Source organism: Paraburkholderia tropica (assembly GCF_900109265.1).
GTDB lineage: Bacteria > Pseudomonadota > Gammaproteobacteria > Burkholderiales > Burkholderiaceae > Paraburkholderia > Paraburkholderia tropica.
Map to the genome: position 1 here is coordinate 1 of NZ_FNZM01000025.1, position 16239 is coordinate 16239.

At 65.8% G+C, this 16239-nt stretch carries 15 protein-coding genes; 1 reads left to right on the forward strand and 14 read right to left on the reverse strand.

The window, feature by feature from the left end; translation table 11 throughout:
- Window positions 1-55 precede the first annotated feature (55 nt).
- Both BMY06_RS32715 and BMY06_RS40575 read right to left on the reverse strand, forming a co-directional pair.
- A complete protein-coding gene (locus tag BMY06_RS32715) occupies window positions 56-1354 on the reverse strand; it encodes a hypothetical protein (RefSeq protein ID WP_074987178.1) in 1299 nt (432 codons plus the stop codon).
- Complete coding sequence (locus BMY06_RS40575; RefSeq protein WP_074987179.1) at window positions 1351-1599, reverse strand: hemagglutinin repeat-containing protein; 249 nt, start codon at window positions 1597-1599, stop codon at window positions 1351-1353. Before BMY06_RS40575 ends, BMY06_RS32715 begins: the two co-directional genes overlap by 4 nt.
- Before the next feature lie 452 nt (window positions 1600-2051).
- On the opposite strand from BMY06_RS40575, the gene BMY06_RS32725 reads away from it, so the two are divergent.
- Window positions 2052-2774, forward strand: a complete 723-nt coding sequence (locus BMY06_RS32725) for a uracil-DNA glycosylase family protein (protein WP_074987180.1) — start codon at window positions 2052-2054, stop codon at window positions 2772-2774.
- 335 nt (window positions 2775-3109) lie between these two features.
- Here BMY06_RS32725 and BMY06_RS32730 read toward each other — a convergent pair whose 3' ends face one another.
- The 12 genes from BMY06_RS32730 to BMY06_RS32785 form a co-directional block, all read right to left on the reverse strand.
- On the reverse strand, window positions 3110-4552 hold the full coding sequence (locus BMY06_RS32730) for an amidohydrolase family protein (protein WP_173816760.1): 1443 nt from the start codon (window positions 4550-4552) through the stop codon (window positions 3110-3112).
- A 57-nt stretch (window positions 4553-4609) separates the two neighbouring features.
- A complete protein-coding gene (locus BMY06_RS32735; RefSeq protein ID WP_231957685.1) occupies window positions 4610-5332 on the reverse strand; it encodes an ABC transporter permease in 723 nt (240 codons plus the stop codon).
- A gap of 146 nt (window positions 5333-5478) precedes the next feature.
- Entirely contained in the window at window positions 5479-6282 is an 804-nt protein-coding gene (locus BMY06_RS32740) for an ABC transporter ATP-binding protein (protein WP_074987181.1), read from the reverse strand.
- Between the two features lie 2 nt (window positions 6283-6284).
- Window positions 6285-7319: an aromatic ring-hydroxylating oxygenase subunit alpha gene (locus tag BMY06_RS32745; RefSeq protein ID WP_074987182.1), complete on the reverse strand. Its 1035-nt coding sequence runs from the start codon at window positions 7317-7319 to the stop codon at window positions 6285-6287.
- Between the two features lie 50 nt (window positions 7320-7369).
- On the reverse strand, window positions 7370-8305 hold the full coding sequence (locus BMY06_RS32750) for an ABC transporter substrate-binding protein (RefSeq protein ID WP_124261940.1): 936 nt from the start codon (window positions 8303-8305) through the stop codon (window positions 7370-7372).
- Between the two features lie 515 nt (window positions 8306-8820).
- Window positions 8821-9453 (reverse strand): glutathione S-transferase family protein, encoded by a 633-nt coding sequence (locus BMY06_RS32755; protein ID WP_065062927.1) that lies wholly within the window; start codon window positions 9451-9453, stop codon window positions 8821-8823.
- A gap of 8 nt (window positions 9454-9461) precedes the next feature.
- Window positions 9462-10637 carry a Rieske 2Fe-2S domain-containing protein gene (locus BMY06_RS40350; protein ID WP_074987184.1) on the reverse strand — a complete coding sequence of 392 codons (1176 nt, stop codon included), beginning with the start codon at window positions 10635-10637 and terminating at the stop codon, window positions 9462-9464.
- The gene (locus BMY06_RS32765) at window positions 10630-11541 is read right to left on the reverse strand and encodes an aromatic ring-hydroxylating oxygenase subunit alpha (protein WP_065063039.1); all 912 of its coding nucleotides are present in this window, start codon (window positions 11539-11541) and stop codon (window positions 10630-10632) included. Before BMY06_RS32765 ends, BMY06_RS40350 begins: the two co-directional genes overlap by 8 nt.
- Before the next feature lie 38 nt (window positions 11542-11579).
- Window positions 11580-12719, reverse strand: a complete 1140-nt coding sequence (locus BMY06_RS32770) for a BMP family ABC transporter substrate-binding protein (protein WP_074987185.1) — start codon at window positions 12717-12719, stop codon at window positions 11580-11582.
- 50 nt (window positions 12720-12769) lie between these two features.
- Window positions 12770-13621 carry an alpha/beta fold hydrolase gene (locus tag BMY06_RS32775; protein WP_074987186.1) on the reverse strand — a complete coding sequence of 284 codons (852 nt, stop codon included), beginning with the start codon at window positions 13619-13621 and terminating at the stop codon, window positions 12770-12772.
- Entirely contained in the window at window positions 13618-14604 is a 987-nt protein-coding gene (locus tag BMY06_RS32780) for an isopenicillin N synthase family dioxygenase (RefSeq protein ID WP_065062919.1), read from the reverse strand. Before BMY06_RS32780 ends, BMY06_RS32775 begins: the two co-directional genes overlap by 4 nt.
- Before the next feature lie 150 nt (window positions 14605-14754).
- Window positions 14755-15708 (reverse strand): LysR family transcriptional regulator, encoded by a 954-nt coding sequence (locus BMY06_RS32785; protein WP_074987187.1) that lies wholly within the window; start codon window positions 15706-15708, stop codon window positions 14755-14757.
- Window positions 15709-16239: the final 531 nt, after the last annotated feature.

Sequence of the window (16239 nt, forward strand, 5' to 3'; positions counted from 1 at the left end):
CGCGTTGAAGTACCGCTCACCACGAGCGTTTCGGCGCACGACGGAATCAGCAACCTTAGTGTGAAGCTGTGTCCGGGATTACAGGGGCAACTCCAGTTACTGTGCAGCCGCCATTCGGTGTGCAGACGATGACCGATGGCGTAACAACCGCGCCCGCCGAGCCAGAAGGAGTATTGCCTCCGTCGTTCGCCTGCACAAGCGGATTGGCGTCAGCGGGTGGATTCTGCCCGTTATGCGCCTGCACCTGACCTATTACTCCGCTGACCGTCGAGCTGATGGCATTACTGACCTTCTGCCTTGCTTGTTGGACAGCGTTATATGCGGACACAATCTGCTGACCGAGCGCGTCCAGTTCCGTCTTTGCGGCCTCGTCGCCCTTGTCGTTGTTCTCGTTATAGAGATTGACGCTCGATCCCGTTGCCGCGCCGGCCGCCCCTCCGACAAGCGCGCCGCCTACACCGGCCAGCACGTTACCGGCGAGGTTGCCCAGTAACTGCGAATCTGTCGTATCCGCAACACCTTTACCTGCAGCCTTGATCTGGTCAGCGAGGAATGACGAGAGCCCCGCCCCCGCTGCTCCACCAGCCGCCGTAAAGCCGCTACCGCCACCGAGCCCGCCAATCAGCGCGCCGCCGATAATCTGCAATTCCGCGCGGGAGCTTCCCCCTTCCAGCCATTGTTTCGCCGCCGCTGCGTCCGCTGCAGCTGTTGCGAGGTCGCCACTTGCTAAGGCAGCCTTGCCCTCGGCGATCAGTTCGTCGCGTCTCGCGTCCGCATAGGTGCCAATTCCCTGGGCGACAACCTGACCAGCCACCTGCGCGGCCTGCATGAGGTCGCCCTGATCGGACAGCATCGCATTCACATCAGGCGTTTTAGACACGTTGCCGCTGGTATTCGTCGTGTCGCGACTCAGGGTCGATACATCCTGCGTCTGCGCAGCCTGGTTCGTGATGCTGATCGCGCCTGCGCTGATCGCACTGCGCGTCGTCGCGCTATCGTCGCCGCTCTCGTCCTGCGAAATCATGGGGGACACCCCAGGGACACCCGCCACCGAAGCAGGCCCTGTCGCTTTGCCCGTACTGCCCCCAGCCGTGCTGCTTGTACCGAAGCCTGCCGAAATCCCGTTGCTGGCAGCGCTGTAGTGGGACGAATTGTCGATATTGCTGAATGTGAGCGTGCCCGTCGTGAACGCATTTTCTGACTCGCCGGCATCGCTCGCAATATAGGCGCCCGTCAGGTTCGTGTTGCCGGCAACTGCGATATTGAAACCGCCGCTGCCCGCTTGAATGCCTGCCTGCTCGTTGACCTGCCCATAGTTCGAATCGGCGTGTCCGTTTTGCGCCGTAACGCTCACACTTGCACTGCGCTGGCTGCCAGAGACACTGAAACCAGAACTGCTCTGATGCGCGGCGCTCGAAGCCGTATCCTGGACGCTTTCAATATCGAGATTGCCACCGCCGACACCGCGCCGCCATTCACGTTCGAACCGATAATGTTCGTATCGCCGCCGCTCACGATCGACACGCTGTTCGAGCCGGTGACGTGGGTGTTATTGACGGTCGTTTCCGTGTCGTTCGCGTCACCGTGCGAATTCGACAACGAGGCCTGTCAGGTTGCAAAACGACACAAACGACAATATGGGCCGCAAAGCGCCCACTGACTGCGGCGTCTCTAAATGTCCAAAACGGGTCAGCTACAGAAACTCAACGATTGACAGAGCCGCGATGGCAGCAGCACTCTCAGCTTCCGCGCGCCGGCCGACAAGGGACATTCGACTACGCCGCCTGAATTGCCGACACTCGCATGACCACAATTCCCTGGAGAGGCGAATTGCTTCGGGTCGGCAGTACACACTGCCGACTGCCCGATTTCCGACGGTGAATTTGAAGAGCGGGCTGACACAGCCCTCCCAGAAGAGACCCACGCGGAGAGTCATAGACACGCCCGTGCGTTCCGCCGACATCTGATCCACTTATGCGACAATTTCCGCCAAATCTAAAGCCGAAAGCGAAGGGCAGCGCTGCCGCCAACGCATACCATCCGGTGGAACCATGCTTAAAGACGATGTTCAAGCGGTCTTGGATACTTATTATGCAAGAGCGCTTGCCGCGGCCAAGTCCGGCTTGATTCAATATTTTCACGAGCTGTCGGCGCCGTTTCTCCTGAGCGTATCTCAGGCTTACCTCGATGCGCCCGTCCGGGTCATGTTCATCGGGAAGGAAACTAACGGGTGGTGTGGCAAGCTCGGAGCCTTTTACGAGCGCCCGGACATGATCGACATCGCGAGGGCTCGCTACGAGGATCAACATGCCCGTGGCACCGGTAATAGTGAGTTATTGCGGCAATGGCAGCGATTCGCCGACGCGTTCGCGAGAGGCGACCGAGCCGCTGTTTGCTGGAACAACCTAATGAAAATGGACTGGCACCGTCCGAAACGCGCCTATTCCAGAACCTCGATCGGTCATTCCGCACATTTGTTTGATTTTTCGGTAGCAACCGTCAAGTTCGAAATCGAATTGCTTAAACCGGATCTCATCATTTTCGGTAGCGGCCACACGTACGATCGCGCCTTGAAAGCTGTGCTTCCCGAACGCCAGACTGTGAAGGTCGAGCCAAAAGCTCTTTGGCACTTCCGGTCGAATGGCATCGAGTGTTTCAGGACATTCCATCCTGGCGCACGGGATAAGCACGTCAAAAAGCACTACCGGGAAATTATTGACACCGCTTCGAACGCATTTGAGGAGCGCCTGCCGATGCGGAAAGCTTCGGCATAGCGACGTTATTTCAATACTCTTCAACACGGTCGTGCGACGGGTCGGCTGCTGTGTGGACGATACGGAACGCGGCCCAATGTGGGCCTTCCCGTGCTCACGCGTCGGCTTGCCGAGCCCTGCCGGGCGCCATCGGGATTACACCGGAGGTGCTCTGCGGAGCGGCGAGGTATCGCTGAGTCAATTGTCGCTAGTCCGCCGCCATGAGGCGGGACGGCAAGGCGCTGAAAACCTTGCTTCACATGACTTCCGGCGCTTGTTTCCTGCACATATCGACGACGTTTCGCTAACTATCGCTGCGTAGAAGTCGACGCACGCACGCCGCCCGGCAAGTCCACTCACGCCTGCGCCTGCGCCATGAGCGCGCGCACGGCATTTCGCGCTTCGCGCCCGAGTTCGACCATGTCGAGCCCTGGAATGGTGTCGTCGACCACCACGGTCTGGCCTGCCGCGAACAACGCCTTCAACGCGGGCCGCCCGCCGCTCGCCACCGGGCCGATGGCCGGATCGTGCAAGCCAAAATAGCGCGGATCGTCGAGCCGGTAGATCGCGAGATCGGCGGGCGCGCCGGGCGCGATGCAGCCGAGATCCGTCAGGCCGAGCACGTGCGCGCCCCCCGCCGTGCCCCAGTGAATCACGTCTTCCACACTCGCCGCGTGCGCCCCGCCCTCGAAGCTGCCGCCCGCATACTCGGGACGCGCCGCCATGCCCACGCGGGCGCGCTGCGCGAGCCACGTCATATGTACCTCCGAAATCATGTCGGCGGCCTCGTTGGATGCCGCGCCGTCCACGCCGATCGAGACAGGCGCGCCCGCCTCCGCCAGTTCGGTCAGCGCGCAGATGCCGCTGCCAAGCCGCCCGTTGCTTTGCGGACAGTGCGCCACGCCCGTGCGCGTCTGGCCGAGCATGGCGATCTCGTCCGCGTCGAGCTTGACGAGATGGGCGAACCAGACGTCGTCGCCAAGCCAGTCGTATTCGCCGCAGAACGCCACGGGCGAGCAGCCGTGCATCGTCCGCGCGCTGTCCTGATACGAAACCGTCTCCGACAGATGGCTGTGCAGGCGCAGGCCGAGCCGCCGCGCGAACGCCGCGCTCTCGCGCATCTGCTGCGGCGAAATCGAATAGAGCACCGTGGTCGGCGCCATGACGACGCGGCGCGACGCGCGCGGCGACGGATCGTGATAGCGCGCGGCCAGCCGCTCGATATCGGCGAGATAGTCGTCGAAAGACTCGGGACGCAAGGCCGTCGGCAATTCGGCCTCGAGCTGGCGCGTGCGCGTCGCGCCGCCGCGCAGCAGCACGAAACGCAGACCCAGCCGCTCGGCCTCGTCGAAGAGAATCGCCGAGCTGTCGAACGGCATCTGCGGGTAGTACAGGTAATTGTGATCCGCGACCGTCGCGCAACCCGAGCGCGCCAGCTCGATCAGGCCGATGCGCGCCGCCAGCCGGAATCGCGCTTCGTCGAAGCCCGCACGAAACCGGTACGGCGTGGCCGCGAGCCAGGGCGTGAGGCTCGCGTCGAGCCCCGCGCGGTCGCCCTTGAGCAGCGACTGGAACAGATGGTGGTGGGTGTTCACCCACGCCGGGTAGATCACGCAGTCGGTTGCGTCGATCACGCGCTCGCCCGGCAGCGGCGCGAGCGCGCCAATCGCTTCGATGCTGTCGCCGCGCAAGCGGATGTCGGGACCGGCGAGCCGCGTCGCGTCGCCCGCGCGCGGGTCGCCGCCCGTCATGATCGCGGCGGCATGGCGGATCAGCGTGGTGGAAATCGTGGATGTCATCGGTGACGCCTCATGAAAATGCCTTTGCGTTGATTGTCCGGCCATCGACCGCTCGCTCTACAGTTCGCTCTCGTGCCAGCCGCGCAGGCAAACCCGCGACAGCCACACGGTCATGCCGAACAGCAGCACGCCCGTCACGGTGATCAGCAGCAGCGCGGCGAACAGACGCGGAATGTTGAGCTGAAAGCCCGCTTGCAGGATCTGATACGCAAGCCCCGCCCCGCTGCCGCCCGTGCCCGCGACGAACTCGGCCACCACGGCGCCGATCAGCGAAAGCCCGCTGGAAATGCGCAGCCCGCCGAAGAAATACGGCAGCGCGCTCGGAATGCGCAGGCGCACGAGCGTCTGCCAGCGTGTCGCGCGATGAATCCGGAACAGATTGACGAGCCCCGGGTTCACGCTGCGCAGTCCGAGCGCCGTGTTGGAGATGACCGGAAAGAGTGCGACCAGCATCGCGCAGACGACCAGCGCCGCCGTCGTGTTCTTGACCCAGATGATGATCAGCGGCGCAATCGCCACGACCGGCGTGACCTGCAACAGGATCGCATAGGGAAACAGGCTCGCCTCGATCAGCGGACTCTGCACGAACAGCAACGCGATCGCCACGCCCAGCACCGTCGCCACGGCGAAAGCGAGCAGCGTGATCTTGAGCGTCGCGAGCAGGCTCGCGAACAGCATCGGCCAGTCCTGCACCAGTTGCTGCACGATCGCGGCCGGCGACGGCACGAGATACGCCGGCACCGCGCCGAGCGTACACCACGCCTGCCAGATACCGAGCATCAGAAAGCCCACGCACCAGGGCGCCAGCGCGCGCGCCACGCCGGGGCGGCGCAGCAGCGGCACGCGCTCGCGCGCGGCGGTCGTGGCTGCCCCGGCGGTTTCACCGGCCGCGCGCGCGATGCGCAGCGGCTGCACGGTTTGTCCGCTCATGATTGCACCTCGCTGTCCTCGTCGATCTGCGACGCGGCGTGCGCGTCGGCAATGCGTTTCGAAAGCGCGCACGTATGTTCGATAAACGGCGTGCTGATTCGCCAGTCGTCGTCGCGCGCGGCGGGCCCGTCGATCGGCACATCGGCGATCACGCGGCCCGGCCGCGCCTGCATGACCACCACGCGGCTCGACAGAAATACCGCTTCCTGGATGCTGTGCGTGACGAACACGACCGTCATCGCGCGGCGCAGCCAGAGCGCGCGCAGATCGCTGTCGAGCCGGTTGCGGGTGAATTCGTCGAGCGCGCCGAACGGTTCGTCGAGCAGCAGCAGATCGGGCTCCGTGACGAGCGCGCGGGCCAGCGACGCGCGCATCTGCATTCCGCCCGACAACTCGCGCGGCCGCGCGGCGCAGAACTTGCCGAGCCCCACGCCTTCGAGCGCCTCGCATGCGCGCGCCTGCGCCTCGCGGCGCGGCACGCCCGCGAGATCGAGCGGCAGCCGCACGTTCTCGGCGACCGTCGCCCACGGCATCAAGGTCGCCTCCTGAAACACGAACGAGAGCCGCCGCCCCGGTGCGCCCACCGTCGCGAACGGGCCGCCCCACCAGCGCAGATGGCCGTGCGTGGGCGTTTCGATGCCCGCGAACATCTTGAGCAAGGTGCTCTTGCCGCAACCCGACGGCCCCAGCAGCGAGACGAACTCGCCCGGCTCGATGTCGAGCCTCACGTCGTCGAGCGCGACGGTGCCGTTCGGATAGCACTTGTCCACGCGCTGCACTGCAAGCAAAGGAATCGACATGATCAGACCTCCGTTTCGATACGGAACACTTCGCGCTCGCCATGCGTTTCGAGCAGCTTGAGCAGCATGCGGCGCATCAGCAGGCCTGGCTGATCCGATTCCATGTGGCACTCCTGCTGGCGACGCACGTCGATGCAGGCGTCGTAGTCCGTTGCTTCGAGAATGTCGCGGTCTTCATCCGTGATCGGGCGGTCCCAGTCGATCAGCTCCTGCGTCGAGCACGCGTCCTCGGTGTCGTTGCGATAGAGCCATTGCGACAGCATGATCGTGCGGTCGTCGATCGGCGTCGCGCAGTTGTAGATAATGTGATGCACGCCGCTCGCCGGATACACGCAACCAAAACGCCGCGCGAACGGCATGAACCAGCGGTTCAGCAGATGGCGTTCGGTGATCTCCTCGGTCGTGCCGGTGATGCGATGGCTGGCGGCCGGATTGCGCACGGGCACGTGCGTTTCGGCTTCGAAGCCCCAATCGTTGGGCCGGAATGCGTATTTCGACGGTTTCGGGCTGCTGAACAAGCCGAAGTTGGCCTTGTGCACGAAGCTGAAATGCGAGTTGTCGAAGGAGTTCTCCATCATGCGCAACGGGCTCGTTTGCCAGCGCTCGTAGAACTGCAGGATGCGCCGATAGCCGCCCGCGGTTTCCTCGGGAAAGTCGGGAATCGGCTGCAACGGTTCGTCGAGCGCGACCCACGCATAGCCGTAGCGCGCCTCGCAGCGATACGCGGGCACCACGGCGCGCGACGGAATGGCGGCGCCGTCGTTCTGCGGAATCTTCACGCAGCGGCCGCTGCAATCGTAGGTCCAGCCGTGATAACCGCAGGCGATGTTGCCGTCGTCGTCGACGAAGCCTTTCGAGAGTTTCGCCGTGCGATGGCAGCAGCGGTCGCGCAGCGCGTGCGGCTGCCCGTCGGCGCCCTTCCAGAGCACGATCGGTTCGCCGAGCAGCGTGAACGGTTGCGGGCCCGCGTCGAGTTGCGACAGCGGCATGATGGCGTACCAGAAGCGGCGCAGCACTTTCTGTTGCGTGACGAGCATGATGTGATCCTCTTGTTGTCCTCGTGATTGCCTTATCGCGCGCGCGAGGTTCAGGGCATGACCTTGAGGGTGTCGACGAACTGGAGCGTGTAGGCGTTGCGGTAATCCGTATCGGACTTCAGCAGGCCCGCTTCGACCATGTAGTCGTAGGTGCGTTTCCAGCGCGCGTCCGTCATGGCGCCGATGCCGAGCGTCGCGGCGTCGCCGCCGGTAACGAGCCGCAGCTTCTTCATCTGCGCCACGCCGTAGGCGAGCTGGGCGTCGCTCATCTGCGGGTTGTCCTTCTTGATGAGCGCGTTGCCCGGCGCGGGATCGCTGAGATAGCTCTTCCAGCCTTCCATCGACGCCTTCACGAAGCGCGCGACCATCTCGGGCTTGTGCTTGAGCGTGTCGCGCATCGTCACGATCGTGGTGTTGTACGGCGGATAGCCCGCGTCGGCGAACAGGAAGAAGTGGGTTTTCACGTGCGCCGCGTCGGCCTGAAAGGTCTCCGAGGTGGGATAGGCCTGCATGGCCACGTCGCGATCCGCGTAGAACGGTTGCAGGTTGAACGTATAGGGGCGCGCCTGCGCGTCGCTGTAGCCGTACTTCGCCTTGAGCCACGGCCACCAGCTCGTGCGGCCCGAACCCGCCACGAGGATCGTCTTGCCCTTGAGATCGGCGAGCGTTTTTACGTCGTCGTGCGTGAGCATGCCCTGCGGATCGAACTGGAACGACGCGGCCACGGTCGTGACGGGAATCTTCGCCTCCACGGCCGACAGCACCTGGAAGTCGTAGCCGAGAATGAAGTCGGCCTGGCCGCCCGCCAGCAGTTGCAGCCCGTTGACCTGCGGGCCGCCCATGCGGATCGTCACGTCGAGCCCGTACTTCTTGTAGATGCCGGTCGCGACGGCCTGATAGAAGCCGCCGTGCTCCGCCTGCGCATACCAGCTCGTGAGGAGCGTGACGTGATCGTCGGCGCGGGCGGCGGTGGGCCAGGCCGTCATGAAAACCGACGCCAAAGCCGTCGACGCAAAAACACCGAGGAAACGCGCGAGCCGAAGCCAGCGCGCAACGCAAAGCAGGTTGCTCATGGGGAAACTCCGGGTGCTGTGGGAAATGAAGGCGCGAAGCCGATCCGCGGCGCGTGTGTGCGCCGGTTCGGCAACGTCGTGGTGATGAATCGTCTGGGGCCGCTGCATCGCTCGCTCCTTGTTGGCGGAATCCGACGATTCCGGTCAAACGCCGATCGATGATCGGCGTGGGCGCACGATGCGCCCCAAGAGCAATGCCCCACGGTGCCGGCTGCCTCGAAGGCCGTGCCGGTCGCTAGCCGCTTCTACTCTGTGCGGTGTTTCAAGCGAGCTTCGTGCCAGCTACGCACGAAACGCCGCATCCCTGCAATGACGTGGCGCAAAGCGCTGCATGCGCCACGGCGTCGCCGTTGGCGGCACCCTGGCTGGGCATCTAAGCACCAGAGGCGTGCGTGCATGCCCTCGCGCCCGCCAAACCACCGACGGTTTCAGTGGGCCGCATAAACGCCCGCCATCGTCACGAAGCCATCGAGGCGCTTGATGCGCGTACACCATGTTGCAAGCGACGGATAGTCGATCGTCTCGATCTGCGCTTCGTCAAGCAGCACGACGGGCGCGAAGCACGCGATATCGGCAATCGTCGGCGTGCGGGTCGAACAGAGGAACGGCGTGTCCATCGCCTCGTTGAACCAGCAGGTTTCGTCGAGCAGGCGCAGCAAGGGCCGCGCGTCGCGATCCGCGCGAGGCACCGGCGCGCCTACGTCGTGGAGCACCTGCTCGCGGCGCGTAAACACGATGTGCGAAAGCCGCGTCGCCACGCCGAGCCAGCGCTGGATCGCCGCGTGCGTTTGCGCGTCGTGTTCGGGCAGCCACGTGCGGCTTGCGTCGTACCGCTGCGCCAGCCAGACGAGGATCGCGTGGGCGTCGGCGAGCGTGGTGCCGCCGTCCTGCAACACCGGCAACGCGCCCAGCGGGCTCAGCTCGCGAAACGCGGGCGCATCCTGCTGGCGCGACGGATAGCGCTCGACGCGGATGCGCTCCGCGTTCAGGCCGAGCAAGCCCAGCAGCAGACGCGCCTTGTAGCTGTCGCCGCAGAGTTCGTCGTCGTGGAGTTTGAGCATCGGCGGCCTCACAGGTCGAGCGTCAAGGTAGGCGTGCGTGCGCGCGATACGCACACGAGCATGCAGTCGCCGGCGGCGCGTTCGCGCGCGTCGAGCCACACGTCGCGATGCAGCGGCTCGCCGTCGAGCACGGGCGTCAGGCAGGTGCCGCAGACGCCCTGCTCGCACGACGTCGGCACCTCGACGCCGTGCGCGCGCAGCGCGTCGAGCAGGCTCGTATTCGCGGGCACGTCGACGCTGCCGCCGCTGCGCGCGAGATGCACGATGAACGGACCGTCCTGGTCGCTCGATGCCTGGTTCGATGCGTCGATGGCCGGGGACATCGCGCTCGGGGCGGCGTCCATGCGCACGAGCGGCATCGTGACGGCGACGGGCGATAGCTGCGCGCGCGGCGTGCGGTTTTGCGCGGGCGCTTCGGCGAGCGAACCGGTTAACGCATCGGGCTGCTCTTCGCTCACCGCTTCGAGCGCATCACGCACGGCATTGAGTCGAGCCTGATGCGCGCGCTGGAGCGCGAGCCGCTGCGCCGCGTCGAAGTCGCCCGGCACGACGCCGTGCACGCGCGTCTTGCCCTTCTGCGCGGGTTGCAGCACGAAGATCGCCGGGCACGCCGCGCCGTCGAGCGACTCGACCGTGAGCGTGCCGGATTCGCATTCGAAGGCGGCGCACTCCGCGGCATCGGCCTGCGGCAGCACATAGGCCGACAAGGCACGCTTCACGCTCGCGAGATCGGCGTCCATCGTCGTGGTGCGCAAGGGCACGCAGTCAGGCGGCCGGGCGGCGGCGAGCGCGTCGATGGCCGGAAACGCCGTCGGCGCCGCGCCTTCCGCGCGTGCGTACGTCCACACGAAACCGTAGCGCTCGATCGCGGGCCACGTCGTCGCGTGGATCGGCGGCGCGCTCGCGTGCGGATGCGCGGGCACCGCGCGGCACGCGCCCTCGCCGCTCGCGAAGCGCCAGCCGTGATACTGGCATTGCAGCGTATCGCCGCGATGATGACCGAGCGAAAGCCGCACGCCGCGATGCGGGCAGCGGTCCTCCCACACATTGACGCGCCCGTCGTCGGCACGCCAGACAACGAGGCCTTCGCCGTGCAGTTCGGTGCGATGAATCGCGCCCTTGTCCAGCGCGCCCGCCGTGCACAGCGCGTACCAGCGCGCCGGCTCCTGCCTGCGCTCATCCATGCTGCGCTCCTTGTGACGGCGACGCCGTTGTGCCAGCCACCGCGCCGTCGGTTGTCCCATACGTCACGCCGCGAGCGCGCAGCCAGCGCCGATACGCCACCGACATCGCGTCGGCCAGCACCGGATGTTCGCTGCCCGCCGTCAGCGGCAGACGCCTGGGCACCTGGTTGACGAGAATCTTGATGTCCTGCGCGAAAATGGTTTGCTGAAAGCCGCGCAAGGCTTCGTCTGGGCTCGCATCGTCGAGATAGCTCATGACCGTGTGCGCCACGCACCACTCGTCGTCGAGCGGCTGCACGAACAGCGCGATGACGTCGAAGCGCGCGGGCTGCGGCGGACAGGTCTTGTACAGCACGGCGATATACGGCCGCGCCACGCGATAAACGTATTGCACGTCGAGCGCCGCATCGGCGGTCATCGCCGCGCGCGGCTGATAGAAACGGCAATCGCGTGCGTACAGTTCGTCGTTCGCCTCGTCGTGTTCGATGCGATACGGCGCGACCTCGGTGTAAGGCTCGACGCCCAGATAGCCCGTATGCACGAACGGGAAATGACCCATGTCGAGAAAATTCTCGACCGCGCGCAGACCGCTCACATGCACGCGAAACGCACCGGCGTGCAGCAGACGGCGGTCCGGCTCGGCGGTCTCGGGAATCGCGACGATGTCCGCGCGCGGCTCGCCGAGGCACGCCCACACCACGCCATGCCGCGCCCGCGCGTGACACGGCGTGCCGAGGTCGAGCCGCGTCACGCGCGGCGCATTCGGCGAACCGTCGCCAGGCTCGACATACAACGCAACGCCCAGCAGCTGCGTGCGGCCCGCGCGCAGGCCGTCGAGCGCGGCCACGGGATGCCAGTCGTTCCAGATCAGCGCGTCGCGCGCTGCGTCGTTTGACGTATCCATCTGCCCGTCTCCCAGTTCTTTTTTCGTGGTGCGCGCGATCACTGCGCGAGGCTGCCCTGCACGCCGTCGACGAACCAGTCGAGCCGGTTGGCGTCCGCCGCCGACAGCGCCGTGCCCGCCGCCACGCGCGTCTGGCCCCTCTGATCCTTGATCGGCCCGGCGAACGGATCGAGCGTGCCCGCGACGAGCGCGGCGCGGCGCTCCGCCAGCTTGCTCAGCGCCTCGGGCGGCACGGCCTGCGCGTTGACGTGCACGAGATCGGTGATACCTTCCTTCACGCCCCAGTACACGGGCTGATTCGTCCACGTGCCCTGGCGCACCGCCTCGATCGCCTTGACGTAATACCTGCTCCAGTCGTAAGCGACCGAGCCCAGATGCGCGTGCGGTCCCCATTGGCTCATATCCGAGTCCCAACCGAACGCGTGGACATGGTGCGCTTCGGCCACGCTCATCGTCGCGGTCGAATCGGTGTTCTGCATCAGCACGTCGGCGTTCATGCCGATCAGCGTTTCAGCGGCCTGGCGCTCCTTGCCCGGATCGAACCAGCTGCTGATCCACACGACCTTCACGACGGTCTGCGGCGCGACCGAACGCGCGCCGAGCGCGAACGCGTCGATATTGCGGATGACTTCGGGAATCGGCACCGAACCGACGAAGCCCAGCACATGCGTCTTCGACGTATAGCCCGCGAGCACGCCGGCCAGGTAGGCGGATTCGTAGACCTTGCCGTTGAAGTTGCCGAGATTGCGCGCGCTCTTGTAGCCCGAGCAATGCAGGAACACCGTGTCGGGATAGTCGCGCGCGACTTTCATCATCGCGTCCATGTAGCCAAACGAAGTGCCGATCACAACCTTGTCGCCCTTCGCCGCGCGGTCGCGGAACACGCGTTCGGCATCGGCGTTTTCAGGGACGTTTTCGATCCGCTTGAGCTGCATCTCGCCGCCGAGCACCTTCTGTGCGGCGCTGATGCCGCGTTCGTGCGCGTAGGTCCAGCCCGCATCGCCGGGATTGCCGAGATAGACGATCGACACGTCGAGCGGCGCGCCGGAAGCGGCTTGCGTGGCGGGTGCGTTTTGCGCGGCGCAGACGTCGAGCGGGCCCGCGAGCGCGGCGGCGGCGAGCGCAACGAGCGAAGCGGACCGAAAAGCGGAAGACGCAGTGGACGAAAAAGCGGACATAACAGCGGACGGCAAATCGTTGAGACAGGCGTTAAGACAGGCGGGCGTCGTCATGTGGGCGTTCCCTTCAGGGCGCGAGGTGAGGAAGCGGAGCGTGCGGCGGCGGACAGATCGTCATGGGTGATACCGAGTTCGGCGAGCGTTTCGCAGACGATCCGCGCAAGCGCTTCGGGCTGGGCGAGTTGCGGAACGTGGCCGCATTCGAGTGTGCGCACGCGCGCGCCGGGCACCAGCGCCTGCATACGGCGCTGCAAAGGCAAGAGCACGGAGCGATCGAGCGTCGCCTCGATGTAGACGCGCGGCACGCGGCCAAAGCGCGCCGCGCTCAGCGTCGCGACGAGCGCGCGGCCGCCTTCGGCCTGCGCCGTGAGCAGGCCGGCCGCTCGCCGCGCCGCGTCGGGCGGGCAGTCGTGCAGAAAGATTTCCAGCGCCGCGGCGGCGGGCACGCGCGACACGCGGCCGTCGTCGCTCCAGACCAGGTAAGGCGCGATGCCGCCCGCGTTCTCGACCTCGGCGCTCGCGGCTTCGACAAGCTCGCCGTAACCCATGCCCGACGGCAGCATCATCCCGGCGACGTAGACGATCGCCGCGACGCGCTCCGGCACGGCTTCGGCCACCTGCGAGGCGATCACGCCCGCGCCGCTATGCGCGACGATCACGCACGGGCCGTCGAAACGGTCGAGCTGCGCGCGCACGGCTCCGACATAGGTATCGAGCGTGATCTCGCCCGGCGCGGCGGTGCGCGCGAGATTGCCGCCGTCGCCGCCGTTGCAGCCATTGCCGGGCAGATCGAGCGCGTGCGCGAGCCAGCCGCGCTCGCGCATCGGCGCGCGCCACGCGTCCCATGCCCACGCGCCCTGCCAGGCCCCGTGGATCAGCAGCATGCCCGCCGCGCGCGTCATCCGTAGGTTCTCCGGTAGCAGGCCTGCAAGTGGTCGCCGACCGTGATCGGCGGCCACGCGGCGGCTTCGCCCGGCGCGGCCGTGATGCAGGTGACGAGATAGTCCGGACGGCCGGTGAAGAAGAACGGCATCGAGTAGCGCTCGCGCCCCGAGACGTTGACGACGCGATGCAGCGTCGAGCGATAACGGCCGTTGGTCCAGCGCGCGATCAGATCGCCGAGATTGACGACGAAGGTCCCCGGCAGCGGCGGCACGTGAATCCAGGCGTCGCCGTCCTCGACTTGCAGGCCGCCGTGCTCGTCCTGCCAGAGCAGCGTGAGGCAGCCGAAGTCGGTGTGCGCACCGCAGCCCTTCTGCCCCGGCAGCGCGCCCGCCGGTTGCGGCGGATAGTGGAGCAGCCGCAGCGTGGCCATCGCGTCGTCGCAGAATCCGTCGAAGTGGTCCTCGGCGAGACCGAGCGCCAGCGCGAGGCCGCGCGTCAGACGTTTCGACAGCGCATACAGCGCGTCGAAATACGCCTGCATCGCGGGACGAAACGTCGGCGAATGGCCGGGCCACTGATTCGGGCCGCAATTGAATGTGCGCGCCTGCACGTGCGGATGGTCGTCGGCGAGTTCGTTGCCGATGTAGAAGCCTTCCTTGAGATCGGGTGGCGTGCCCGCCTCCAGCACCTGGCCGCGCAACGGCTCGTACCCCCGGTTGCAGGGCGAAAGCGCCTTGTCGACACGGCGCTTGTCGGACTCGTCGAGCGCAAAGAAGTCTTCGGCTTCGCGGCGCGCGGCGTCGACGAGCGCGACGGGCACACCGTGGTTCGCGATGTAGAAGAAGCCTTTGTCAGCGCAGGCGGCGTGCAGCGCCGCGCCGACCTGTGCGCGATCGTCGGCCTGCGCCGATAAGAGACCGCCGATATCGATGACCGGCAGCGTGGCCGTGGGTACGATGCGCGCGGCGAACGGCGCCTCGGCGGGCGGGCAGACTGACATGCGGATTCCTTGCAAAAGGATTTCAGGCAAGTCTAGCCGTGCCGCCGTGCTCAAAAAAGCAGAGAAAAGTGTCCATGGTGATGCCGTTTCGGCATCGGCTCGCACGTGCACGCGCCGGGGCTGGCGGGTGGCCGTTGCCTTCCCCCGGGCTCACACGATCGGCTCGTCCTGTTCGCGTTCGGCGATGGCTTCCGCGAGCAAACGCACGAAGGCGTCGAGCGCCGGCGTCATCGTGCGGCCGGCGCGCGCGTAGACGCCCAGCTCCGAGACGAGCGGACGCGGCGAACGCAGCGGGACGTGCACGAGCGAACCTTCGGCGAAATCGTTTTCGAGGCCGAGCCGCGTCTGAAAGCCCACGCCGTGGCCGCGCGCCGCGAGACGCCGCATCAGCTCGATCGAATCGCTTTCGAGCACGGTGTCGAGCGGCTTGGCATAGCGGCGGATCAGCGGTTCGAGCAGGCCGCCGATCGACAGCCGCGCGTTGCCGAGCAACAGCGGAAACCGCGCGCATTGTGCGAACGTGACGCTCGCCTCGGCCGCGAGCGCGTGCCCCGCGGCCACGATCGCGCCCAGCTGGAAGCGGCCGACCGCCAGTTGCTGGAGATCGCCCGTGTGCGGCAGCGAAAACGCCAGACCGAGATCGGCGTCGCCGTCGAGAATCATGCGCCGGATGGCCGCCGAGCCCGCCGTATGCACATGAAAGCGGATGCCCGGATAGCGCGTCAGCATGCGCTCCACCACGTCGGGCAGCAGGCTCGTGTTGAGCCCCTCGACGGTCACGAGCGAAATCTCGCCGCGCCGGATACCGCGCAGCGCATCCATTTCGCTGTCGAAGCGGCGCGCGTCCTGAAGCACCGTGATGACGTGGCGCGCAAACGCCTCGCCCGCCGCCGTAAGCGCGAGGCCGCCCGGCAGACGCTCGAACAGCGGCGTGCCGACTTCGGCTTCGAGCTTCAGCAATTGCCGGTTCACCGCCGACGACGCGACATGCAGTTGCCGCGCCGCCTCGCGAATCGAGCGGTGACGGCGGATGGCGTCGAAGTAGCGCAGCGAGCGCGCGTGAATGTGCGAGGCGAGAGCGTCGGATTGGGCAGGCTTGCGCATTGGGGCGGATGATAGGACGAGAACGTGAAGGACGGTTAAAGCGCAACCATCCTACCGTACCGCGCGTGCGGAATTGCCGGGCCGCCGGTTAGAGAGCTCGCGGGAAATACTTACACGGATTGGTAACGATTCGAAAATAGGCTGTGCGGAAATTAACATCGTATTCTCGTGTGAATAACCGCACGCATACTTTCATCGGCCTCATTTGAGAATGGAACACGGGGTCGCGAATTTGACGGTGGCGCGACTTGCGACCCTGGCCGAGATTGACCAATGCAGTATTTCACATACTTGTCACAGAGACTTCCGACCGCGAAAACGACCAGGCTAGCTTTGGCGCTATCTGCGGTTCTGGGGCGATTGCACCGCGCTGACCATGAGCTTCTGGTCGAATGGATGAATGTGTTTGCCGCACGAATTCAGCGGCTTCCCCATATGCGCATGTCAGATTTTCCTAACTTGCCGTGATGCAAATAGCGTGTGTCGAAAGGCCTGCCTGGCGCGCTCGCATAATCCCGATGGCAATCACAA

Excerpts from the sequence above, each read along its gene's own strand:
- BMY06_RS32730 (WP_173816760.1), bottom strand. The coding sequence starts at position 4,552 with ATGACATCCACGATTTCCACCACGCTGATCCGCCATGCCGCCGCGATC.
- BMY06_RS32780 (WP_065062919.1), bottom strand. The coding sequence starts at position 14,604 with ATGTCAGTCTGCCCGCCCGCCGAGGCGCCGTTCGCCGCGCGCATCGTA.
- BMY06_RS32765 (WP_065063039.1), bottom strand. The coding sequence starts at position 11,541 with ATGGATACGTCAAACGACGCAGCGCGCGACGCGCTGATCTGGAACGAC.
- BMY06_RS32770 (WP_074987185.1), bottom strand. The coding sequence starts at position 12,719 with ATGTCCGCTTTTTCGTCCACTGCGTCTTCCGCTTTTCGGTCCGCTTCG.
- BMY06_RS32775 (WP_074987186.1), bottom strand. The coding sequence starts at position 13,621 with ATGACGCGCGCGGCGGGCATGCTGCTGATCCACGGGGCCTGGCAGGGC.
- BMY06_RS32725 (WP_074987180.1), top strand. The coding sequence starts at position 2,052 with ATGCTTAAAGACGATGTTCAAGCGGTCTTGGATACTTATTATGCAAGA.
- BMY06_RS32750 (WP_124261940.1), bottom strand. The coding sequence starts at position 8,305 with ATGACGGCCTGGCCCACCGCCGCCCGCGCCGACGATCACGTCACGCTC.
- BMY06_RS32735 (WP_231957685.1), bottom strand. The coding sequence starts at position 5,332 with ATGCTCGGTATCTGGCAGGCGTGGTGTACGCTCGGCGCGGTGCCGGCG.
- BMY06_RS32785 (WP_074987187.1), bottom strand. The coding sequence starts at position 15,708 with ATGCGCAAGCCTGCCCAATCCGACGCTCTCGCCTCGCACATTCACGCG.
- BMY06_RS32745 (WP_074987182.1), bottom strand. The coding sequence starts at position 7,319 with ATGCTCGTCACGCAACAGAAAGTGCTGCGCCGCTTCTGGTACGCCATC.
- BMY06_RS32740 (WP_074987181.1), bottom strand. The coding sequence starts at position 6,282 with ATGTCGATTCCTTTGCTTGCAGTGCAGCGCGTGGACAAGTGCTATCCG.
- BMY06_RS40350 (WP_074987184.1), bottom strand. The coding sequence starts at position 10,637 with ATGGATGAGCGCAGGCAGGAGCCGGCGCGCTGGTACGCGCTGTGCACG.
- BMY06_RS32755 (WP_065062927.1), bottom strand. The coding sequence starts at position 9,453 with ATGCTCAAACTCCACGACGACGAACTCTGCGGCGACAGCTACAAGGCG.